Below are 21363 nucleotides of genomic sequence, written 5' to 3'. Positions count from 1 at the left end.
GACGGCAATGGACCAGAACACGCCCAGGGAACAAGGTGGGGCAGCTCAGCGAGATGCGGTACGCACCGCACTCGTGGTGCTCGGGTTGTGCTTTACGCTGGCTGTTCTTGGCCGCGGCTTAAGCGAGAGCTTCACCGTCTTCCTCAAGCCGATTTCCGAAAATCTTGGCTGGGATCGCGCCCAGGCCGTCTCGATCTACTCACTGACGTGGCTCATCAGCGGGCTGACAGCGCCGCTGGTCGGCCGCCTGTTCGATCATTCCGGTCCGAGCATCGTGTATGCGCTCGGCCTGTTCCTGCTTGGCTCCGCCTTCCTGATCGCGGGCCAAGCGCACGCACTCTGGCAATTCCAGCTCTCGATCGGCGTTTGCGTCGGCATCGGCGTCGCCTTCATCGGCAATGTGCCCAATTCGATCCTGCTCGGCCGCTGGTTCGGCCCAAAGCTGCCGACCGCCATGGCGGTGGTCTATTCGGCGATGGGCGGCGGCGTGCTGGCCTTGCTGCCGGCCTCGCAGCTCCTGATCGATCATCTCGGCTGGCGCGAGACCTACCAGGTCTACGGCCTCGCCGCGCTCGCGCTGCTGGTGCCGCTGCTGCTGCTGCCCTGGCGCATGTTCGCGGCCGGCTCGCCGCACGTCTCCAAGAAGAGCGATCCGGATTTCGTCGACAGCGGCTGGACGCTTGTGAGCGCGATGCGTCATCATGCCTTCTGGGCGCTGTTCTCGACCTTCTTCTTCACCGCGGTCGGCATGTATTCGATCGCGGCGCAGATCGTGGCGTATCTGATCGACGCCGGCTTCCCGCCGCTCCAGGCTGCGACCGCATGGGGCTTCTCCGGCGTCGTCCTGGTGTTCGGCATGCTCGGCGTCTCCGTGCTCGACGGCCTGATCGGGCGCCGGCCGTCGGTGCTGCTCAGCTACGCGATCTCGATCCTCGGCATCGTTCTGCTCTGGCTGCTGCAGCATTATCCCAACGTCGTCCTGCTCACCGGCTTCGTCGTCTGCTTCGGCAGCATGATGGGCTCCCGCGGGCCGCTGATCACCGCAACCGCGATGAAGATTTTTCGTGGCAAGCGCGTTGGCACGATCTACGGCACGATCTCGATCGGCAGCGGCCTCGGCTCGGCCTTCGGCTCATGGAGCGGCGGCCTGATTCACGATGCCACGCACGGCTACAATCTCCTGCTCGTCTTCGCACTTGCGAGCGTCGTGCTGGGCATGATTCCGTTCCTGGTCGTCCCCGCTTTGCGGGAGTAGGTCTCTCAGAGGTAACCTGCGCGAATTCACGTCACCGGGGAACTACTGACGGCTACGGCGTGAACTCGCGCAAAAAATGCGAGTCGCGCGAGGCTGAAGGCCGGGGCTGCGGTGTTTTGTGGACATGACGAAAATGTCAGCGCGGAATTGGTCCCGGGTGGCTTGCGAGCCAGGACCGAATACGGTCCAAGTCGCAGCATTGGATGGAGGGCAAACCAATGGACTTTCCTTATCTCACTCGCTTTCAACCGGTTCTCCTGAGCCTGTTTCGCTTCATCACCGGCCTCTTGCTGTTCCAGTATGGCGTCGCCAAACTGTTCAAGTTCCCGGTGCTCCCCTACTTCGCGAACATCCCGCCGCTGATCTACGCGGCCGGCACGCTCGAGCTTGTGCTCGGCGGGCTCCTGATGGTCGGCCTGTTCACCCGCCTCGCGGCTTTCATCCTCTCGGGTGAAATGGCCTTCGCCTACTTCATGGGCCACATGTTCAAGGGCGAGACGCCGGTGTTCCTGCCGCTGCTCAACGGCGGCACCGCCGCGATCCTGTTCTGCTTCGCATGCCTGTACCTCTCGGCAGCCGGCGCCGGCCCGGTCAGCGTCGATGCCGCCATGGGCAAGAAATAGCCGCCGGGGCGGCGCATTCGCGCCGCGCAGACACAGCCATCATTGCTTGCAAGGACGACGGCACCGGCAGACCGGCGGTGCCGTCTCAGCGCGCCCCCAGCACGTTCCAGATCAGAACGAGGGCCGCGACGAGCAGCAGAGACATGATGATGCGATGAACGAATCGAGTCATTGCAGGTCCGTCCATATCTCTAATTTAGCTGCCAAGACCCAAGATCGATTCCCTTCCTCAAATGGGCCGTCGAGCTCCTCCACAACTACGCCCAAGCGCTCCAGGACGAGGTGACCGCGGGCAAGCTGACGCCGGCCGAGGCCAAGAGCCTGTTCCATCAGCGCGGCCGCCTGAACGTCAACGGCAACCAGGGCTATCCGGTGGTCTACAATCAGGATGGCTCGCTCGTCGTGAATGGCGCCAATCAACAGCTCGAAGGCAAGATCACCGGCGCCAGGATTCCAACGGCGTGCTGATCGCCGACGCCATCATCAAGGCCGCCAGCGAGACCGCCCAGGGCGGCGTCACCTCCTATCTCCATCCGCGTCCCGGCCGGACCGAGCCGGTCCGCAAAACCGTGTTCGCGCGCAAGTTCGCGCCCTGGAACGTGACGATCAGCTACGGCCTTTATGTCGACGACATCGACGCCGACGTGCGCGCCTTGACGGTGGATCTTGGCATGGTGCTCGCGGCAGCCTCAAATCTCTCCAAGCAGGCCGAACAGCTCTCCGGCGAGGTCGGAACGTTCCTGAAGGGCGTGCGCGCGGCGTAGGCGCCACACAACGCTCCAAGCGATCGCCGTCAGGCCGGGCTTGTCCCGGGCATCCACGATCTTGATGCCGTATGGTGAGGCGTGGATGGCCGGGACAAGCCCGGCCATGACGCCGTAATAAAGCAGCCCGCTCCTAACGCCGCGCGAGGCTGCAACCGCTCGACAGCTGTCGTGTCGATCCAGTCGAGCCGTCATTCGACTGAGACGGGAATTCATCGAACGGCGAGTTCTGCTTGCCGGTGTTGAATTCGAAGATCTTGCGGAACAGGCCGGGTGCCATCGCGGAGATCGGATTGACGCGCATCACGGGCGCAGCCGGGGTGCCGACGACCTCATAGGTCACGCCGATCAGCCCCTCATTGTTGCCGCCGCCGAGGAAGATGCCGAACAGCGGGATCTGGCCGAAGATGTTGTTCACGCCATACATCGGCACGAAGGTGCCGCTCATGCACACCTGGTTGCCGGGATAATCGATCGAGCCCTCGATGGTGGCACCGATCATGGGGCCTTTGACCACGCCGTCGCGGATCGTGAGCGCGCCGTTTTGCCGGGTGAACTCGGCGCGCAGCGCGTTGAAGGAGACGCCGTTGCCGGTGCCGTTCGGCGCGCCTGCCGCGACGCGCTCCAGCTGCGCCTCGCCCTTCACCGTGAAGTCGCGCACGTTGATGAGGCCCTCGCGCGCCGTGTTCGGCTCGGAGGTCGGCGGCTCCATCGCCACGACCATCTGGCCACCGACCGCCTTGGTGTAGATATCGGTGAAGCGCAGCAGCGCGCCCGCATCGTTTGTCTGGAGATAGATCACTTCGCGGTTGCCCTGGGCGCGGCCACCGCGCAGATCGGCTGCCACCGGCGTGTCGCGGCCGATCTTGCCGCTGAGCGTGAAGGCTTTGATCGCGCCGTTGCGTTTCGACATCTTGGCATCGACGCTGCGCATCGCCTCGCCGTTGAAGCCGGCGACGGCACCAAGCTTCACGTCGATATCGAAATCGACGTTCTTCATCCTGTTCTTGGCGTCATCCTTCGAATTGCCCGAGATTGCCGACTTCAGGAAGCCCCGGCCGTCGAAGACGTCGCCACGCATCGTGCCGCGCAGCACGCCGTCCTGACCGCGTTCGGCCTTCAATGAGGTCTTGTCGCCGTCAGACGGCGAATACGTCGGGAAATTGACGTTCATGAGCTCGCCGTTGGCGTCGACCTCGAGCGAGCCCTTGATCGAGGCGCCGCCGCCTTCGACGACGATGTCTTCCAGGCGCGTCGATTGGGCCGTCGGCACCACCTTGAAAGTGGCCTTGCCGGACTTGCCCGGCAGCTTGACCCAGCCGGGCAGGATGTTGTCGAGCTTGACCGAGGTCAGGTCGGCCTCGACGCCGAGCTTCGTCGTCTGATCCGGGCCGCTGGCGATCTTGCCCGACAATTTGATCGGCAATGATCCGCTGACGGCGGGGCTGAGATCGAATCCCAGGCGCGCGCGGCTGGCATCGTCCAGCGTCGCCTGCAACCTGACATCCGCATCGCCCTCGGCCGGCTTGCGATAGTCGAGCGAGGCCGCCTGGCCGTTGATCTTGACGTCGCCCTTGACTTGGTAGCCCTGGTTACTGGCTGATATCTTGAGGTTGTTGGCCTCGAGTTTCTGGTTCATCACCAGCTTGTCGGCGGCAAAGCCGTTTAGCTCGGCGCTGACGGCATAGGCGGTATCAGCCTTGGTCAGCTCGCCCTTGACCGGCATGCCGAGCTGGATGTTCGCGGAGAACGTTCCCTTGCTGGTATTGGGATCGACGACGGTTGCCGACAGATCGCTCAGCCGATCATTGGCGAGCATCTCGGCGGCCGCCGGCACCGAGCCTTCGACACGGAACCTGCTCCGCGACGGCGACGGCTTGGGCGCCATATCAGGCACCTCGAACACGAAGTCGGAGATCGTGACCTTGCGGCCGGAGGGCGTATCCGCAACCCCCTGCCCGATGTTCACGGTCGCAGTGCGTCCGGTCACGCGCGCCTTCAAATCGGCATCGCGCACCACCGGCATGCCATCCACCGGGCGGACCGCGACGCCGCTCGCGACGATGTTCACCGACAGACCGTCGTCCGGAATGGGCGGGCCCTTGCGCGGCAGGTTCTTGGTCGGCGAGTTCACGCCGATCTCGATGCGCTGGAGCGTTCCGCGCTCGATCCGCTCGATCACCCATTCACGCAATTCGGGCACGATCAGCGTCGGCCACATCCGCTTCAAGGCGGAGGCCGACATCGGCGTTCCCGCAAAGCCGAGGGTCAGCCGCGGCTCGCCCGAATAGTCGAGCGCGCCGGTGCCGGCGACGCCGATCTCGCCGTTTGAGACATCGGCCTGCGTCAGCAAGATGCGCTTGTGGTCGGTATCGAAGCGGAAGCCGATCGCGATGCGGTTGAACACGAGCGGCGGCTCGTTGTCGATGCCGCCGAGCAGGATCGACCCCCCGCTGAAGCCGAGCTGCCAGTCGTTGGTGGTGCCGTTGGGCGGCTCCAGATGACCCAGCAGCGTCAGGCGGTTCGCGCCGGAGAGAATCTTGAATGGTGCGACCAGCACCCGCCGGTTCGCATCCCATTCGACGTTGATCTCGGCCGAGTCGATTCCCATGGGATAGTCGGGCGTGTCGCTGTCGATGATGTTGCCGGCGCCGACCGCGATCTTGCCGCGGAAAAACGTCGGCACGCCGTCGCGGCCGAGCTCACCCTTGAGCTCGCCCGTCAGCGGCAGGTCGGCGGTGTAGGTGAGGTCCTTCACCCGCAGCGCCAAGAGGATGTTGGAGGTCGAGACCTTGTCGGCCTTGATGTCGACCGAGCGCACGCCGTTCTCGGCCGGGCCGATCGTGGCGCGCAGCATCCACGGGCGCGCGCCCTCCTCGCCGAGGCTGAGCGCGACGCCGCCGTGGCTCGGCCGGCGCAGGCTGAGCGTGATGTTCTCAAACGACCATTTGCTGCCGCGCTGCTGATCGTCGACGATCAGATTGCCGTTCTTCAGACCGATCTCGTTGAGGTTCTGGCCGTCGAGGCCGGTCATGCTCAGACTATCGAGCCAGTCGAGGCCCTGGAGGATGCCGCTCTGCGCGGTCGCCTGCGGTACGGCCTGCGACACCTCCGGGCTCGCAGGCGCGGTCGCGAATGGCGGCGGCGGGACACCGTTACGCGGGAATGTCGGCGGCAGGCCCGCGTCCTTCTTCGATGCGACACCGGTCGCCAGCGGCTTTGCGGTGTCGCCGGCGGACACGGTGACAGTCCCGTCAGGCGCGATGCGGATTGCGAGCTCGGCATCGACGAGGTTGAGGCTCTCGGCGCGCAGGTGCCCCATCAGGAGGGCTGCACCCGACAGCTTCACCTCGGCCTTCGGCGCGCTGGCGACGATGGCGTGATCGCGGTCGCGAACGATGATGTCTCGGATGCGGACGGCGACTCGGACCCGGCCGGCGCGCTCGATCTGGGTGCCGCCGACCTCAACCGTGTTGCCGTGGCCGATATTGTCCTCGATCGCGGCCGCCAGCCATGGCGTGGCGATGTCGAGATTGATCGGACCGGCACCGAGCCGCCACCACAGCGCACCAAAGCAGCCGACGAAAATGACGACCAGGGTGCCGACGACCACGGCCATGCGCTTCAGCCAGCGGCCGCCACCCACCCAGCGGCGTAACGCGCCGAATCCGTCACCGAACCGATGGAAGCCCGACCCGGAACGCGCCAGCAACCGGCGTGCGCGATAGCCCGCCGCCGCTTCCTGATCCGGATCCCAGTCGGCGTCATCCCATTCCTGCGGCTCATATTGGCCGCCGCGCCGATCGAAATCCCGGTTGTAGTCCTGGGGCGACGTATTCCTTGCCATTGCCTCTCGATACAGGCGCCCGTCATTGGATTGAGCGCTGCCGGGACCGCAGCCGTCCGCGGGAAGTGAAGCTCCCTGCGGCGGCACTGCCGCCATACCTCGAATATTCCTGCTGTTCGTCATTTCGCCCCGGGAGCGCGTTCAACGAGCAGTGGGGTGGTGTGTGGAATTCCTTGTAACCATACTCCGGCGTCGTCAGACTTGCCCAGCCGAGGGCGCGATTCCGGCACGCCGGACGAGAGCTGCAATACCGCTTCGGTTGACCCGCCGAAAGCGTCGAAAGGAAGGCGTATGTCCAAGAAATCCCGAAAGAAATCGTCCAAAACGTCCTCCGGCAGTCCGACAGCGAAAAAGAAGACCGCAAAAACGCGGGCCGCGACTCAAATAAGATCCGCGAAAACACAGCGGACACCGGCACGCAAATCAACCGGGACCATAGCAAAAGCAGGATCGCACAAGGCCGCCTCGAAACAGTTAAAGTCATCCAAATCGGCCGCCCCGCCCGCTACGGCGAAGTCCGCCTTGGCCGAGGGCCAAAAGGCCCCCGCGTTCCGCCTGCCTCGCGACGGCGGCGACGTGGTCACCTTGGCGGACTATGCCGGCCGAAAGCTGGTCCTGTTCTTCTATCCCCGCGCCGACACTCCCGGCTGCACAAGGGAGGCGATCGACTTCACCCGCCTGGCCGGCGCCTTCGCTGCCGCCGGCACCGCCGTGCTCGGCATCTCCGCCGATCCGTTAAAGGCCCAGGAGAAGTTCCGCGACAAGCACAGGCTCGGCGTTCCTCTCATCTCCGACGAGAAACATGAGATGCTGGAGGCCTATGGGGCATGGGGCCAAAAATCCATGTACGGCAAGAGCTTCCTGGGGATTCTTCGCACCACGGTACTGGTCGGGGCGGACGGTAAGGTGGCCCGGGTCTGGCGTAACGTCCGGGTCGACGGCCATGCTGACGAGGTGCTGGAGGCGGCAAGAAGCCTTTAACCAGTCCTTTAAATTCGCGCGCTCCTATTTCCGGAAAATTAACCATGACCAGCCCAGATTGCTGCGGCAATTGAGCCGCAAGGAACCCATCCGACCGGCGCGGGAGTGCCGATGTCGAAAAGTTCTGTCCAATACTCGCACTACCCCCAACATCATCCTCACGACCACGGTCGGGCCTTCCAGCGCCGTCCGGCCGCCGCGGCGGCGGCAACCGCGATTCCCCTGCCCGCTACCGACGATGCCTACACCATCGTCCATGCCGGCAAGCAGGTTCGCTTCGGCCCTGTGGTGTTCTGGATCGTGGTCGGCACCGTGGTGCTGCTCGGGCTGTGGTCGGCAGCGACGGCCACCTATTTTGCGTTCCGTGACGACGTCCTGACCCGGCTGATCGCCCGTCAGGCCGAGATGCAATACGCTTATGAGGACCGCATTGCCGAGCTTCGCGCCAAGGTCGACCGCACCACCAGCCGCCAGCTGCTCGACCAGGAACAGTTCGACCAGAAGCTCGACCAGATCATGAAGCGACAGACGGCGCTGGAGTCCCGGGCCACGGCGCTCGGGGCCATGCCCGACGTCACTGGCTCGATTCCCCGCGCCGCCCCGCAGCGCGGTGATTCGAGCCAGACCACGCCGAAGCCGTCGCCGATCAGCGACACCGTGATCTTCGTGGCGCCGCCGGATCGCGAAGCGCGTCTCGAATCGCGCGCGCCGACCGTCGTGGCGGCACCGACCAACCAATTCAGCAAGAACCAGGGTTTCGACAACGTCCTGGTCCGGCTCACGACATCGCTTGATCAGGTCGAGCGGCGCCAGATGGCGGCGCTCAACGCCGTCGAGGAAAGCATGGATTCACGCATGCGCCGGATGCGCGGCGTGGTCAGCGATCTCGGCCTGAACCTTGCCCATCTCGAAGCCGCCGTGCCGCGCACCGCGATGGGCGGGCCGTTCGTCCCCGTCAAGCTGACGGCCAATGCCGGACCGTTCGAGAAGCAGCTCTATCGCATCAACACCACGCGCGCCGAGATGGACCGTCTCAACCGCACGCTGGCGCTGGTGCCCTACCGCAAGCCCGTCATCGGCGAGGTCGAGTTCACCTCCGGCTTCGGCGTGCGCAGCGATCCCTTCCTGGGCCGGCCCGCTATGCACACCGGCCTCGATTTCCGCGCTGCCACGGGTGACCCCGTCCGCGCCACCGCCTACGGCAAGGTGGTTTCCGCCGGCTGGTCCGGCGGCTACGGCCGCATGGTCGAGGTCGACCACGGCAACGGGCTTTCGACCCGCTACGGACATCTATCCGAGATCAACGTCAAGGTCGGCGAGATCGTGAAGATCGGCCAGGTCGTCGGGCTCGTCGGGTCCACTGGCCGTTCCACCGGTCCGCATCTGCACTACGAAACCCGCATCGAAGGCGAAGCGGTGGATCCGCAGAAGTTCTTGCGCGCCGGCGTGCGTCTTAGCGCGGGCTAGCGCGGGCAGCGCTGACGATCACTGGCTGCGCTCGTGGCCGACCTCGCCGGTGATGACGTCGCCGAACAGCTCCCACGCTTGACCGTTGAAGCGCATCAGCTGCATCTGCTCGATCGGAAAATAATCGTCCGGTGAGGTGTTGACCGTGATGCCAGGCAGCATCAGGTCGGTGTGGAAATCCCTCAGGTTGGCCGCCTGCTTCATGACGTTCTCGCGGGTGAGATTGTCGCCACACTGCTTCAGGACCTGCGCCACCGCCTCGGCCTGCACATAGCCGTAGATGTTGTTGGCGTTGGCCTTGTCGCCGTCAGGATAATATTTGTCCATGAACTCGCGCCACTTGATCACCGCAGGGTCCTTGTCCCAGGTCGGGTCGGTCGGGTCCTTGAGCTAAGCAGTCGAGATGATGTCCTTGGCATAGTCGAGCCCGGCGGGCTTGAGCACCGATGCGACTGACGTTGCGGTGTTGGCAAGGAAGAACTTCGGCTTCCAGCCGAGCTCACCCACCTTCCGGATCGCCTGCGCGGAGCCCTTCGGCGCGGCCCATGAGAAGAAGATGTCGGCGCCGGAATCGTGCAGGGCCACGATCTGCGAGTCGATCGAGGGATCGCTGACCTCGTAGGACTTGTCGGCGATGATCATGCCGACCTTGTCGCCGAGCCCGTCCTTCAGGCCCTTGAACTGGTCCTTGCCGGCGTCGTCGTTCTGCCAGAACACCGCGATCTTGCCGTTCGGAAACTTGTCGCGGATATATTTTGCGTAGATCCGCCCTTCGCTCTGGTAGTTCGGCTGAAAGCCCATGGTCCACGGGAAATTCTTGGGATCGCCGAACTTGGTGCCGCCGGAGGCGACGAAGAGCTGCGGCACCTTCTTGGCGTTCATGTATTTCATGATCGCGGAGTTCGAGGGGGTGCCGAGCGCCTGGAAGATCAGCAGCACCTCGTCGCTCTCGACCAGCTTGCGCGCCTGCTCGATCGCCTTCGGCGGCGAATAGGCATCGTCATAGCTGATGAAGTTGATCCTGCGTCCGTTGATGCCGCCCTGGTCGTTGATCATTTTGAAATAGGCGGCCTCGGTCTTGCCGATCACGCCATAGGATGACGCCGGCCCGCTATAAGGCATGATGTTGCCGATCTTGATCTCGGTGTCGCTGGCGCCGGGGTCATATTTCTTCTGCGCCAAACCCGGCGTCGCGACGAGCGCTCCGGCAACAAGCATGGCGAGGGCAGCGAGATTCTTGCGACGACCCGGCATCGTTCTCTCCCCTATTGTATTTTTGTTTTGCTGGAGTGTCGCAAGGAGGACAGCGGCTGGCAAGCATCACGATTTTCCGCGTGGTGAAACGAACTACACGCCCCGCTGCAGCAGGTGCAAAGCGCGCCCGTCAATCAGGAGCAGCGCACTGCCGACGACGATGGCTCCCGCAATCTCGCGCGTTGAGATCGGCTCGCCCAGCACCAGCCAGCCCAACAGGATGGCGGTGACGGGAATGAGCAGCGTCACCAGCATGACATTGCTCGCGCCCGAGCGCCGGATGATCTGAAAGAAGACGATATAGGCGAGTGCCGTCGACAGAGCAGCGAGGCCGAGCACGGCGAGCCACGTCGCGACGCCGGGCGTTGCAAGGCGCCATGGCTGCTCCACCACGCCAGCGACGACCGCCATCATCACCGTCGACGCCATCAGTTGAAACGTGGCCGTCCCCAGTGGCGCTGCGTCCTTCAGCAATCGCCGCGCCGCCAGCGCCGCAAAGCCATAGCTCAGTGCGCCGCCAAGGCAAAGCAGGATGCCGAGCCCCTGCCCCGGCCTTGTCTCGAAGCCCCATCCACGCAGCAGCATCACGCCGGCAAGGCCCAACGCTACCCCGGCCAGGCGGCGCATCTGCAAGGCCTCCTCGCCCGCTGCAATCATGACGACAATCGTGAACATCGGCGTGGTCGCGTTCAGGATCGACGCCAGCCCGCTCGGAATGAATGTCTGGCCGATCACGATGAACGAGAACGGGATGACGTTGTTGAGCAGCCCGATCGCGACAAACGGCGTCCAGTCCGCCCAGCTCTTGGGAAAGCCGATTCCCTGCATGCGTAGCAACGGCAGCAGCAGGGCCGCGCCGAGCGCAACGCGCAGAAACACCAGCGTCAGCGGCGGCAACTCCCGCAACGCCGCGCCGTTGAAGAAGAACGAGCCGCCCCAGAGAATTGAGAGCACAACGAGCAACGACCAGTCGCGCGCATCGATCCGCTTGTCGTTCGGGGGCATGCGTCTCGCCTCGGCGGCCAAGTCCGTCCGCATAGAACGGCACGACTGATAGTGCCACCCGATTTCCGTTGAAGCACAGTTTTGCAGAAGCGTTGCTCGGAATGGATCCAGCGACGAGGCCATTCCATCGATGCGATGGGCTAGGACGGCTTCTTCGGCCGCGACACCAGCTCGATCATCCTGCCTTCGTCGTCATCCGGCAGCGCGGCCCTCGCCTGCGCATAAGCCTCGACTGCAGCGCGCGAGACCAGCGGCTTGTCCGCCAAGAGACTCTCGGCGAGCTTCACGGCGTAGGCGGCATCCTTGTGCCGCAGCGCTGCGGTGAAGGTCGCGCCGGAAAAATCGCGGGCGACCATGCGCTTGGAGTGGCGCTGCACCTGCGGGCTTGCGGCCACGCCCGCCTGGATCGACTCCAGCACGAGGTTCATGTCGAGCCCGGCCTGCTCGGCGATGGCAAGGCCCTCGGCAAGCCCAGCGATCTGGATTGCGCCCAACAGATTGTTGATGAGCTTGTAGACCGTGCCGGAGCCAACCGCGCCGAAATGGCGGATGGTCGAGCCGATTGGTTCGAGATAGGGCCGCGCACGCTCGAGATCGGCCGCATCGGCGCCGACCAGCAGCGTCAACTTCCCGGCCGCCGCCGCGTCCGGCAAGCCGGTCACGGGGCAATCGATATAGATCAGCCCGCGCGCGTTGAGCTCGCGCCCCATCTCGCGGGCGTGGTCATAGGAGACGGTGGAGCACTCGATCGCGATGGTGCCGGCCTTCGCGGTCTTGGCCGCGCCGTTCGGCCCCAGCCAGACCGCGCGGGAGGCCTCGTCATCGGCCACCATGGTCACGACCGCGTCGGCATCGATCGCGGCGTCCTCCGGCGAGGTCGCCCAATGCGCGCCGCGCGCAATCAGGTCTTCCGCCTTGGCCTTGCTGCGATTCCACAAGCTCACGGTGAAGCCGGCATCGAGATAGCGGCCGGCCATGCCGTGGCCCATCCGTCCAAGCCCGATGAAGGCGACGCGGGGCATAATCAGTCCACGTCCTCGACGTCGCCGGCGGTCGTGCCGAAGGCGCGCTGCGCCAGCGTCGCTGCCATGAACTCGTCGAGATCGCCGCCGAGCACACCCGCGGTGTCGGACGTCTGCACGCCCGTGCGCAGATCCTTCACCATCTGGTAGGGCTGCAGCACGTAGGAACGGATCTGGTGACCCCAGCCGATATCGGTCTTGGCGGCCTGGTCAGCCGCGGCCTTCTCCTCGCGCTTCTTCAGCTCGATCTCGTAAAGCCGCGCGCGCAGCATGTCCCAGGCCTGTGCCCGGTTCTTGTGCTGGGAGCGGCCGGCCTGGCAGACCACGGCAACGCCGGTCGGAATATGCGTCAGGCGCACCGCGGATTCGGTCTTGTTGACGTGCTGGCCGCCGGCGCCGCCCGAACGCATGGTGTCGGTGCGGACGTCGGATTCCTTGATGTCGATCTTGATGCTGTCGTCGATGACGGGGAACACCTGCACGCTCGAGAACGAGGTGTGCCGCCGCGCATTGGAATCGAACGGCGAGATGCGCACCAGGCGATGCACGCCCGCCTCCGTCTTCAGCCAGCCATAGGCATTATGCCCCGAGACCTGGATCGTCGCGGACTTGATGCCGGCTTCTTCGCCCTCGGACTCCTCGAGGTACTCGACCTTGAATCCGTGGTTCTCGGCCCAGCGCGTGTACATGCGCAAGAGCATCTGCGCCCAGTCCTGGCTCTCGGTGCCGCCGGCGCCGGCATGGACTTCGAGATAGGAATCGAAGCGGTCGGCTTCGCCCGACAGCAGCGCCTCGAGCTCGCGGCGCGCCACTTCCTTCTTGAGGTTTTTCAGCGCGGCTTCGGCTTCGGCAACGACGCCGTCATCGCCCTCGGCCTCGCCGAGCTCGATCATGCCGATGTCGTCTTCGAGCTCCTGCTCGACCTTGCCGATGCCGGACAGCGCATCCTCCAGCGAGGTGCGCTCCTGCATCAGCTTCTGGGCTTTCTGGGGATCGTTCCAGAGATTGGGATCTTCTGCGAGCTTGTTCAGCTCAGCGAGGCGCGCCGTCGATTTCTCGACGTCAAAGATGCCTCCTCAGCAGCCCGACTGACTGCTTGATCTCTTCTACCAACCGTTCGATTTCGGCGCGCATGTTGTTCTCGGGTCTCGCGGAAATCCCGCCTGCAATTCGAGATGGGGATGTAGCGGCGGCGGCTGCAAAGCGCAACCGCCGGAACCGCGATCGTCTGTCTTATCCGCGGCCTAGTACAGTCCGCCGGTGCCCGGCCGCATGAAGAAGCCGGCATCGGGCTGCTGCTGTTGCGAGGCCGGCATGCGGCCGTCGGCATCGGCCACGCCGATGACGGAGTAATTATCCGGGGGCGCCGTACCCGGTTTGAAGGCTTCGAGGATCGTCCCGCCGGTCTCGCCCGGCCCGGCGCGCATGCCGGTCTTGGCGACGACGCGCACCAGCTTGATGCCGGCCGGCACCTTGAACGGAACGGCGGGCTTGTCGGCGAGCGCGAGCTTGAGGAAATCGCGCGCGACGGGTGCAGCCAGATGGCCGCCGGTCGCGGCATTGCCTTTGCCGAGCGGACGCGGCTTGTCGTAGCCCATATAGATGGCGACGGCGATATCGGGCGAGAAGCCGACGAACCAGGCGTCCTTGGCCTCGTTGGTGGTGCCGGTCTTGCCGGCGATCGGCTTGCCGACCTCCTTCACCACGGTCGCGGTACCGGCCTGGACCACGCCTTCCATCAGCTCGGTGATCTGATAGGCGGTCATGGAGTCGAGCACCTGCTCGCGGCGGTCGATCAGCTGCGGCTCAGGCTGGTTCTTCCAGCCGCCCGGCGCATCGCAGCCGCGGCATTCGCGCTGGTCGTGCTTGAAGATGGTATGGCCGTAGCGGTCCTGGATGCGGTCGATCAGGGTCGGCTTCACGCGCCGACCGCCGTTGGCGAGCATCGAGTAAGCCGTGACCATGCGCATCGCCGTCGTTTCGCCGGCGCCGAGCGCGTAGGAGAGATAGTTCGGCAGTTCGTCATAGACACCGAAACGGCGGGCGTATTCGCCGATCAGCGGCATGCCGATGTCCTGCGCGAGGCGCACCGTCACGGTGTTGAGCGACTGCCGCAACGCGTTGCGCAGCGTCACCGGTCCCTGGAATTTGCCGGAGGAGAAGTTTTCCGGCCGCCACACGCCTGCGCCCTGGCCCTGGTCGATTTCGATCGGCGCGTCGAGCACGACGGTCGAGGGCGTGTATCCGTTGTCGAGCGCGGCCGAATAGACAATCGGCTTGAACGACGAACCCGGCTGCCGATAGGCCTGCGTGGCGCGATTGAACTGGCTCTGGTCGAAGGAGAAGCCGCCGACCATCGCAAGCACACGGCCAGTCCAGGGATCCATCACCACCATGGCGCCGGACACTTCGGGGATCTGGCGCAGCCGGTACTGACCTTCGACCGGCTGTCCCTCCTTGGTGTAGAGCGGATCGGCATAGATCACGTCGCCAGGTGCAAGCACCTGCGCCACGGACGTCGGCGTCTTGCCCTTGGCGTTGCCTTGGGCCGCCCTCGCCCAGCGCACGCCGTCGAGCGTGACGAGGCCGGTCTCGCGCTGCTTGCTGATGGCGCCGCCGAGCTCGCGGCTCGGCTGGAAGCCGATGCGTGCCGACTGGTCGCTGGTCTCCAGCACCACCGCCATACGCCAAGGCGAGATGTCGGACAGCGACTTGATCTCGGCAAGCTTCACGCCCCAGTCGCCGGAGATATCGAGCTTGCTGATGGCGCCGCGATAGCCCTGCTGCTCATCGTAGTTCACGAGGCCGGCGACCATGGTCTTGCGCGCCATGACCTGGATCTTGGGATCGAGCGTGGTGCGGACGGAGAGACCGCCCTCGTAGAGCTTCTTCTCGCCGTAGCGCTCGAAGATGTCGCGGCGGACTTCCTCGGCGAAATATTCGCCGGCGAAGGTGTGGGCACCATTGGAGCGGTTGGTCACGGCCAGCGGCTCCTTGCGCGCCTTGTCGGCGTCGGCCTGCTTGATCCAGCCGTTCTCCAAGAGACGGTCGATGACGTAGTTGCGGCGCTCGATGGCGCGATCGCGGTTACGGACCGGATGCAGCGTCGCCGGCATCTTCGGCAGCGCCGCCAGATAGGACGCTTCCGCCACCGTCAGCTCGTTCACCGACTTGTCGAAATAGACGAGCGAGGCGGCTGCGATACCGTACGCGCCGAGGCCGAGATAGATTTCGTTCAGGTACAGCTCGAGGATCTTGTCCTTCGAGTAGGTCTTCTCGATCCGCATCGCGAGCAAGGCTTCCTTGATCTTGCGGGCGAAGGAGACCTCGTTGGTGAGCAGGAAGTTCTTGGCGACCTGCTGGGTGATCGTGGAAGCACCCTGCGGACGGCGGTTGGAGCCGTAGTTCTGCAGATAAAGCAATCCGGCGCGCGCCATGCCGGTGTAGTCGATGCCGCCATGCTCGTAGAAATTCTTGTCTTCGGCCGCGAGGAAGGCGTTGATCACGAGCTTGGGCACCGCCTGGATCGGCAGATACAGCCGCCGCTCCTTGGCGTATTCGCCGAGCAGCGAGCCATCGACCGCATGCACGCGCGTCATCACCGGCGGCTCGTAATCCTGTAGCTGAGAGTAGTCCGGCAAGTCCTTGGAGAAATGCCAGATCAGGCCTGCCACGGCCCCGACACCGACAAGGAACACCACCGTTCCCGCGGCGAACAGGAAGCCCATGAACCGCACCAGCAAGCGCATTATCTGTTTATCCGTTCAAACTCTGGATCAGCCCAGTATCAGCCCAGTATCGGTCCCTTGGCACCCCAAACAGGCGCCAACCTCACGTCGCGAATTCACCGGCTTACGCAATCACATCAATGCCGGACTTAAGACGCTTGCCGAACAGGATTCTCGCCGATTCCGGAACCCCCTGCGGGGTTTTTATAAAGCGTCCGCTGTGGCCAAACTAGGGCCTTTGGGCCGGGAGGGACAAACCGTTTCAGTTCGACGTCCCGGCTGTGGCCATCCGCTTGGTCAAAAATGCGTCGATCGCCTGTGCCATCGAGCCCACGGCACGGGATCGCCACCCCTCGGAGACCAGGTGCTCGAGGTCTCCCTTGTTGGAGACATAACCGATCTCGACCAGTACCGAGGGCACATCGGGCGCCTTCAGGACTCGGAAGCCGGCGGACTTCAGGGGATGCTTGTGCATCCGCACCGTCTGCTTCATTTCCCCCATCAATAGGCGGGCGAAACGGTTTGAAAAGGTGCGGGTTTCCCGCTGCGTGAGGTCGATCAGGATGTCGGCGACGTCGGTCGGCTCCTCCGCGAGGTTGAAGCCGGCGATCGCATCGGCCCGGTTCTCCGCATCCGCCAGCCGCTGGGCCTCGGCGTCGGACGCCTTGTCGGAGAGCGTATAGATGGTCGCCCCTTGTGCATCGCCCTCGGCACGCGGCAGCGCATCGGCATGAATCGAGACGAACAACGCCGCCTTGAGATTGCGGGCGATCTTGGTCCGGTCATTGAGGGGAATGAAGGTGTCGTCGTCCCGCGTCATCACCACGCGGTACTTGCCGGCCTTCTCCAGCTTGTCGCGTAGCGCCAGGCCAAAAGCCAGCACCAGGTTCTTCTCGCTCTCGCCGCTCGACTGCGTCCCGTTGTCGATGCCGCCATGCCCGGGATCGATCACGACCACCGGACGGCCGTCAGCCTTCTGCTGCGCGGCTTCCGGAGCCGTCGGGCTGGGAACCGTGGCAGGCGGCGCTTCCGCGATCGCGGGCCGCAGCTCAGGACGGTTTTCAGGGGCAAGTGACGACACGAATGCGGTGCGGTCGACCTCCTCCAGCTCGAGCACGAGCCGGGCCGGCTGGCCATTGGCCGCCTCGAGCACGTAGGAATTGGCGATCTTCGCCGGCCCGGTCAGGTCGAACACGATTCGCGAGCCGCCGGGCATGACGAGCCCGTAGCGGAAGGCCTTGACCAACCCCCGTCCCCCGCTCCCGGTACCGGCAGGCAGCTGAAAATTGACTTGCGGCACATCTACCACCACGCGGTAGGGGTCGGCCAGCGTGACGGCGCGGAAGGTGACGGTCTGGTCGAGGTCGAGGATGAAGCGGGTCTGCCTGCCATCGCCGGCCAGCCGGGCGGCCGAGGCGACTGGAAAATTCGATGCCGCAACAGTGGGTTGCAGTTGGCTTTCCGCAGCAATGAGGCGCGAGGAATCAGCACACGGCAATGCCGCGATGCACAGCAACACGCCTCCCAGCAAAACCTGTCGATTTGTGCGGCTCGCCACCGATTCCGTGCCTCCGAGCAGCCCTCTTAACGCAATAGAACCACAGGGTTAATCGCTCCTTAATGACAGAGCTGCGAAACTCGCCGACTGTGACCGCCGTGCGACGCTCCCTTGCACGGATGGCTCATTCCTCGTATGTACGGAATGCTGACGGCCGATATTCCCGGTTGTGTCGCATTCAGCCTTCCGGTGCAGCGCCGGAACTCCCAAGGTTTGGGAATTCCAGCGTTTTCCGCTTCCCTCTAAGACCAGCGCGGTGCGCGGCAGCGAGGTGAAGCGGGTCAAGCCCCGGCGGCGGACGGTCTCGGGTTACCACTCATGTTACCGGGACGGTTCTGACAGCGACGTAACCCATTACCCGGTCCCTTGATCCCAAGGGGGCGGTTCGTGATCCCAAGGCGAGCGCGCTCGCGCCGTGCCTGGCCAGCAGCAACTGATTGAAGGGCGGCCTCGCCGCCCAATGTTTCATACGGGCCGACGCTTGATGCGCCAGACTGTGCCGACGAAATCTGAAGGATCATTCGCGACGCTGCGGAGTGACAATCCCGCGCGTCGCAATGGTCCTGAAGCTTCCGGTTCGGCAAGGCGCGAGAGACGGCGTTTCGGCCTTCCCCTCAGCCCCGAATCAGGTGGACCGTCGCGTCACCCGGCGGCGCGATACGCGCCCACGGTTTATCGCGTCCGCCGCCGCCAAGAGTTAAGACATGCCCAACAAGATGTTGATCGATGCCACCCACCCGGAAGAGACCCGGGTCGTCGTGGTCCGCGGCAATCGCGTCGAAGAGTTTGATTTCGAGACCGCGCAACGCAAGCAACTGCGCGGGAATATCTACCTCGCCAAGGTCACCAGGGTCGAACCCTCGCTCCAGGCCGCCTTCGTCGAATATGGCGGTAACCGCCACGGCTTCCTCGCCTTCAGCGAAATCCATCCCGACTACTACCAGATCCCGGTCGCCGACCGGCAGGCGCTGATCGAGGCCGAGGAACAGGCCCATCGCGAGGCCGAGGAAGAGAGCGAGAACCGCTCGCACGGCCGCCGCCGTTCGCGCCACCGCAGCGCCCGCCGCCGCGGTCATGGCGAACGCGTGCGCAGCGACATCGTCGAAGGCCTCGACGCCGGAGCCGATCCCGTCGCGCAGCCCGTCGAGGACGCGACACCGCCGGAACACGAGGGCGAGCCTCTGCACACCGAGGCGGAGCATCACGGCGAGCATGAGGGCCACGATCACGATCATGACGAACATGATCACGATGATCATCATCACGCCCATGATGACGAGCACCATCACGCTCACGATCATGACGCCCACGATCATGAGGGCGAGCGCGATCCTCACGACCATGAGCATGCCGATGAGACGCCGGCTCCCGTCGCTGCGGTCGGCGCCGAGCCCGTGGTCGCGACCGAGACCGTTACCGAGCCGCAGCCGGCCCAAACCTTCGAGACTGCCCCCGAAGCTCATGCCGCGGAAGCGCATGCGGAACGTCTGGCTGAAGCCGTGACATCAGCGGCCGAGCCGGCCGATGCCGTCTACGCCGCCGGAGAGGGCACTGAAGCGCCGCATGCCGAGCCCGTGGACGCAGTCGGCGAGGATGACGAGGACGAGGACGGCGAGGATGCCGAAGAGGAAGTCGTCGAATCCGTCGGCGGCGACGACGTGCTGGAGGAAGTGCCGGAGCGCACCTTCCGCCCGCGCCGTCAGTACAAGATCCAGGAAGTCATCAAGCGCCGCCAGGTCATGCTGGTGCAGGTCGTCAAGGAAGAGCGCGGCAACAAGGGCGCGGCGCTGACGACCTACCTCTCGCTCGCCGGCCGCTACGCCGTGCTGATGCCCAACACCGCACGCGGCGGCGGCATCAGCCGCAAGATCACCAGCGCGCAGGATCGTTCGCGCCTCAAGGAAGTGGTGCAGGATCTCGACGTGCCCGAGGGCATGGGCATCATCCTGCGCACAGCCGGCGCCTCCCGCACCAAGCCGGAGATCAAGCGCGATTTCGAATATCTGATCCGGATGTGGGAAACGGTACGCGACCTCACGCTGAAGTCGCAGGCCCCGACCCTCGTCTACGAGGAAGGCTCGCTGATCAAGCGCTCGCTGCGCGACCTCTACAACAAGGAGATCGACGAAATCCAGGTCGCCGGCGAGGCCGGCTACCGCGAAGCGCGCGATTTCATGAAGATGCTGATGCCCGCCAATGTCAGCGCGGTGAAGCAGTATCGCGACGGCCAGCCGCTGTTCTCGCGCATGGGCGTCGAGAGTCAGCTCGATGCGATGTTCTCGCCGACCGTGCAACTGCGCTCCGGCGGCTACATCGTGATCAACCAGACCGAGGCGCTGGTCTCGATCGACGTCAACTCCGGACGCTCGACCCGCGAGCACCACATCGAGGACACTGCGCTCAAGACCAATCTGGAGGCGGCCGAAGAGGTCGCCCGCCAGCTTCGCCTGCGCGACCTCGCCGGCCTGATCGTCATCGATTTCATCGACATGGACGAGAAGCGCAACAACCGCGCGGTCGAGCGCAAGCTGTCCGATTGCCTCAGGCAGGACCGCGCACGCATCCAGGTCGGCCGCATCTCGCATTTCGGCTTGCTCGAGATGTCGCGCCAGCGCATCCGCGCCAGCGTGCTGGAGAGCTCGACCGACCCGTGCCCGCATTGCGGCGGCACCGGCCACGTCCGCTCGGTGTCCTCGGTGGCGCTGCAGCTCTTGCGCGGCCTCGAAGAGATCCTGATGAAGGGCGCGACCCACAACCTCGTGGTCCGCACCCGCACCGACGTCGCGCTCTATGTGCTGAACCACAAGCGCGGCCATCTGCGCGACCTCGAGAACGGCTTCAAGGTCACGCTGTCGGTGATCGCCGATCCCAGCGTCAGCGGTCCGCAGGCCTATGTGATCGACCGCGGCGAGCAGGTGCATACGCTCGAAGCCGCCAAGGCGCTGCTCGCTGCGCAGGCCGCTGCGAGCCCGCCGCCACTGGCCGAAGAAGCCTATGACGACGAGGATGGGTTCGACCTGGAGACTGAATCCGAGGTCGAGACCGACGAGACCGAAGGTCTTGCCGACGAGCAGGCTGCCGGCGAGGCTGCCTCCGAGCAGGACGGCCAGCGCCGCAAGCGCCGTCGCCGCCGGCGCGGCCGCGGTGGCCAGCGCGACAGCGAGTTGCGCGAGGATACCGCCTCCACGCTGCCCGAAGCGGCCATGGCGGCCGGTGAAGGTGAAGACGAGACCGAGTCCGAGCAGGACGGCGAGGAAGGCGAGGAACAAGCAGCCCGTGGCGAGCAGCAGGGCGGCGGCGAGCGCCGGCGCAGGCGTGGTCGCCGGGGCGGACGCCGCCGTCGCGGTGGCGGCGAGGAAGGTCTCGCCGGATCCATCAACGACGAACTCGGCACCAATCCGCCGCCGGAAGCTGCCGGCGCGGTGGCCGATTTCGACGGCTTCGGCAGCGAGACCGCGCCCTCGATCGCGCAGACCGAGCACATCACCGAGCCGCAAGTCGAGCAGCCTGAGCCGCGCGCCGAGGTGCAGACCGAAGCGCCGGCCCAGGCGGAGCCGGCTCCCGCCGCGACCGCGACGCCAGAAGAAGAGCCCGCCGGCGACAAGACCGCGCGGCGCCGCTCCACCGTCCGGGAAAAGGTGAGCTTCCTGCTGAACAGTCAGCCCGAGCCTGCAACGCCGGTGGCACAGGCGACCGAACCGGTTGCTGCGCCCGCGCCGGCACCCGAGCCCGCGCCGGAGGCCGCAAGCGAAACCCCGGCCGCACCGCGCCGCGCCGGCTGGTGGTCACGCCGTTTCGGCGGCGGCCAGTAAGCCACACTCATGGAAACGCCCGGCCGAGCCGGGCGTTTTTCGTTGCG

The 21363-nt window shown here is 65.1% G+C and carries 13 protein-coding genes and 1 pseudogene; 7 read left to right on the top strand and 7 right to left on the bottom strand.

The features are described from left to right. Positions 1–7 precede the first annotated feature (7 nt). From P6U28_RS12150 to P6U28_RS12135, 4 genes are all read left to right on the top strand, one after another. On the top strand, positions 8–1255 hold the full coding sequence (locus P6U28_RS12150; RefSeq protein WP_122403419.1) for an MFS transporter: 1248 nt from the start codon (positions 8–10) through the stop codon (positions 1253–1255). Between the two features lie 218 nt (positions 1256–1473). Next, positions 1474–1878: a DoxX family protein gene (locus P6U28_RS12145; RefSeq protein ID WP_122403420.1), complete on the top strand. Its 405-nt coding sequence runs from the start codon at positions 1474–1476 to the stop codon at positions 1876–1878. A 282-nt stretch (positions 1879–2160) separates the two neighbouring features. Beyond that, entirely contained in the window at positions 2161–2346 is a 186-nt protein-coding gene (locus P6U28_RS12140; protein ID WP_347338394.1) for a cache domain-containing protein, read from the top strand. Beyond that, positions 2340–2642, top strand: a complete 303-nt coding sequence (locus tag P6U28_RS12135) for a cache domain-containing protein (RefSeq protein ID WP_407122328.1) — start codon at positions 2340–2342, stop codon at positions 2640–2642. Before P6U28_RS12140 ends, P6U28_RS12135 begins: the two co-directional genes overlap by 7 nt. A gap of 133 nt (positions 2643–2775) precedes the next feature. On the opposite strand, the gene P6U28_RS12130 is transcribed toward P6U28_RS12135, so the two are convergent. Further along, positions 2776–6585, bottom strand: coding sequence for a DUF3971 domain-containing protein (locus tag P6U28_RS12130; protein WP_162500292.1), 3810 nt, complete (start codon positions 6583–6585; stop codon positions 2776–2778). A gap of 195 nt (positions 6586–6780) precedes the next feature. Here P6U28_RS12130 and P6U28_RS12125 point away from each other — a divergent pair, with 195 nt between their 5' ends. Both P6U28_RS12125 and P6U28_RS12120 read left to right on the top strand, forming a co-directional pair. Beyond that, positions 6781–7470: a peroxiredoxin gene (locus tag P6U28_RS12125; RefSeq protein WP_122403422.1), complete on the top strand. Its 690-nt coding sequence runs from the start codon at positions 6781–6783 to the stop codon at positions 7468–7470. 111 nt (positions 7471–7581) lie between these two features. Then, entirely contained in the window at positions 7582–8937 is a 1356-nt protein-coding gene (locus P6U28_RS12120; RefSeq protein WP_174221583.1) for a M23 family metallopeptidase, read from the top strand. An 18-nt stretch (positions 8938–8955) separates the two neighbouring features. Here the strand turns inward: P6U28_RS12120 and P6U28_RS12115 are convergent. The 6 genes and pseudogenes from P6U28_RS12115 to P6U28_RS12090 form a co-directional block, all read right to left on the bottom strand. Next, positions 8956–10191, bottom strand: a pseudogene (locus P6U28_RS12115) (ABC transporter substrate-binding protein). 93 nt (positions 10192–10284) lie between these two features. Continuing rightward, complete coding sequence (locus P6U28_RS12110) at positions 10285–11196, bottom strand: DMT family transporter (protein WP_122406690.1); 912 nt, start codon at positions 11194–11196, stop codon at positions 10285–10287. Positions 11197–11336: 140 nt separating this feature from the next. Continuing rightward, a complete protein-coding gene (locus P6U28_RS12105; protein ID WP_122403425.1) occupies positions 11337–12218 on the bottom strand; it encodes an NAD(P)-dependent oxidoreductase in 882 nt (293 codons plus the stop codon). A 2-nt stretch (positions 12219–12220) separates the two neighbouring features. Continuing rightward, positions 12221–13352, bottom strand: a protein-coding gene (gene prfB / locus P6U28_RS12100) for a peptide chain release factor 2 (RefSeq protein WP_122403426.1) whose coding sequence is annotated in 2 segments (ribosomal slippage) — positions 12221–13282 and positions 13284–13352 — 1131 coding nt in all. Because the reading frame shifts where the segments join, the coding sequence is not laid out codon by codon here. Positions 13353–13462: 110 nt separating this feature from the next. Continuing rightward, a complete protein-coding gene (locus P6U28_RS12095; protein WP_122403427.1) occupies positions 13463–15967 on the bottom strand; it encodes a penicillin-binding protein 1A in 2505 nt (834 codons plus the stop codon). Positions 15968–16208: 241 nt separating this feature from the next. Next, positions 16209–17504: an N-acetylmuramoyl-L-alanine amidase gene (locus P6U28_RS12090; RefSeq protein ID WP_122403428.1), complete on the bottom strand. Its 1296-nt coding sequence runs from the start codon at positions 17502–17504 to the stop codon at positions 16209–16211. A gap of 704 nt (positions 17505–18208) precedes the next feature. On the opposite strand from P6U28_RS12090, the gene P6U28_RS12085 reads away from it, so the two are divergent. Then, positions 18209–21316: a ribonuclease E/G gene (locus P6U28_RS12085; RefSeq protein WP_122403429.1), complete on the top strand. Its 3108-nt coding sequence runs from the start codon at positions 18209–18211 to the stop codon at positions 21314–21316. The last annotated feature ends 47 nt before the right edge of the window (positions 21317–21363 follow it).

This window comes from Bradyrhizobium sp. STM 3561 (assembly GCF_045571455.1).
GTDB lineage: Bacteria > Pseudomonadota > Alphaproteobacteria > Rhizobiales > Xanthobacteraceae > Bradyrhizobium > Bradyrhizobium vignae.
This window is presented reverse-complemented; position numbering and strand designations above follow the sequence as displayed.

Bases quoted from the DNA above. Each gene is read 5' to 3' on its own strand.
- P6U28_RS12150 (WP_122403419.1), top strand. From the start codon at position 8: ATGGACCAGAACACGCCCAGGGAACAAGGTGGGGCAGCTCAGCGAGAT.
- P6U28_RS12145 (WP_122403420.1), top strand. From the start codon at position 1,474: ATGGACTTTCCTTATCTCACTCGCTTTCAACCGGTTCTCCTGAGCCTG.
- P6U28_RS12130 (WP_162500292.1), bottom strand. From the start codon at position 6,585: ATGGCGGCAGTGCCGCCGCAGGGAGCTTCACTTCCCGCGGACGGCTGC.
- P6U28_RS12125 (WP_122403422.1), top strand. From the start codon at position 6,781: ATGTCCAAGAAATCCCGAAAGAAATCGTCCAAAACGTCCTCCGGCAGT.
- P6U28_RS12120 (WP_174221583.1), top strand. From the start codon at position 7,582: ATGTCGAAAAGTTCTGTCCAATACTCGCACTACCCCCAACATCATCCT.
- P6U28_RS12110 (WP_122406690.1), bottom strand. From the start codon at position 11,196: ATGCCCCCGAACGACAAGCGGATCGATGCGCGCGACTGGTCGTTGCTC.
- P6U28_RS12105 (WP_122403425.1), bottom strand. From the start codon at position 12,218: ATGCCCCGCGTCGCCTTCATCGGGCTTGGACGGATGGGCCACGGCATG.
- P6U28_RS12095 (WP_122403427.1), bottom strand. From the start codon at position 15,967: ATGCGCTTGCTGGTGCGGTTCATGGGCTTCCTGTTCGCCGCGGGAACG.
- P6U28_RS12085 (WP_122403429.1), top strand. From the start codon at position 18,209: ATGCCCAACAAGATGTTGATCGATGCCACCCACCCGGAAGAGACCCGG.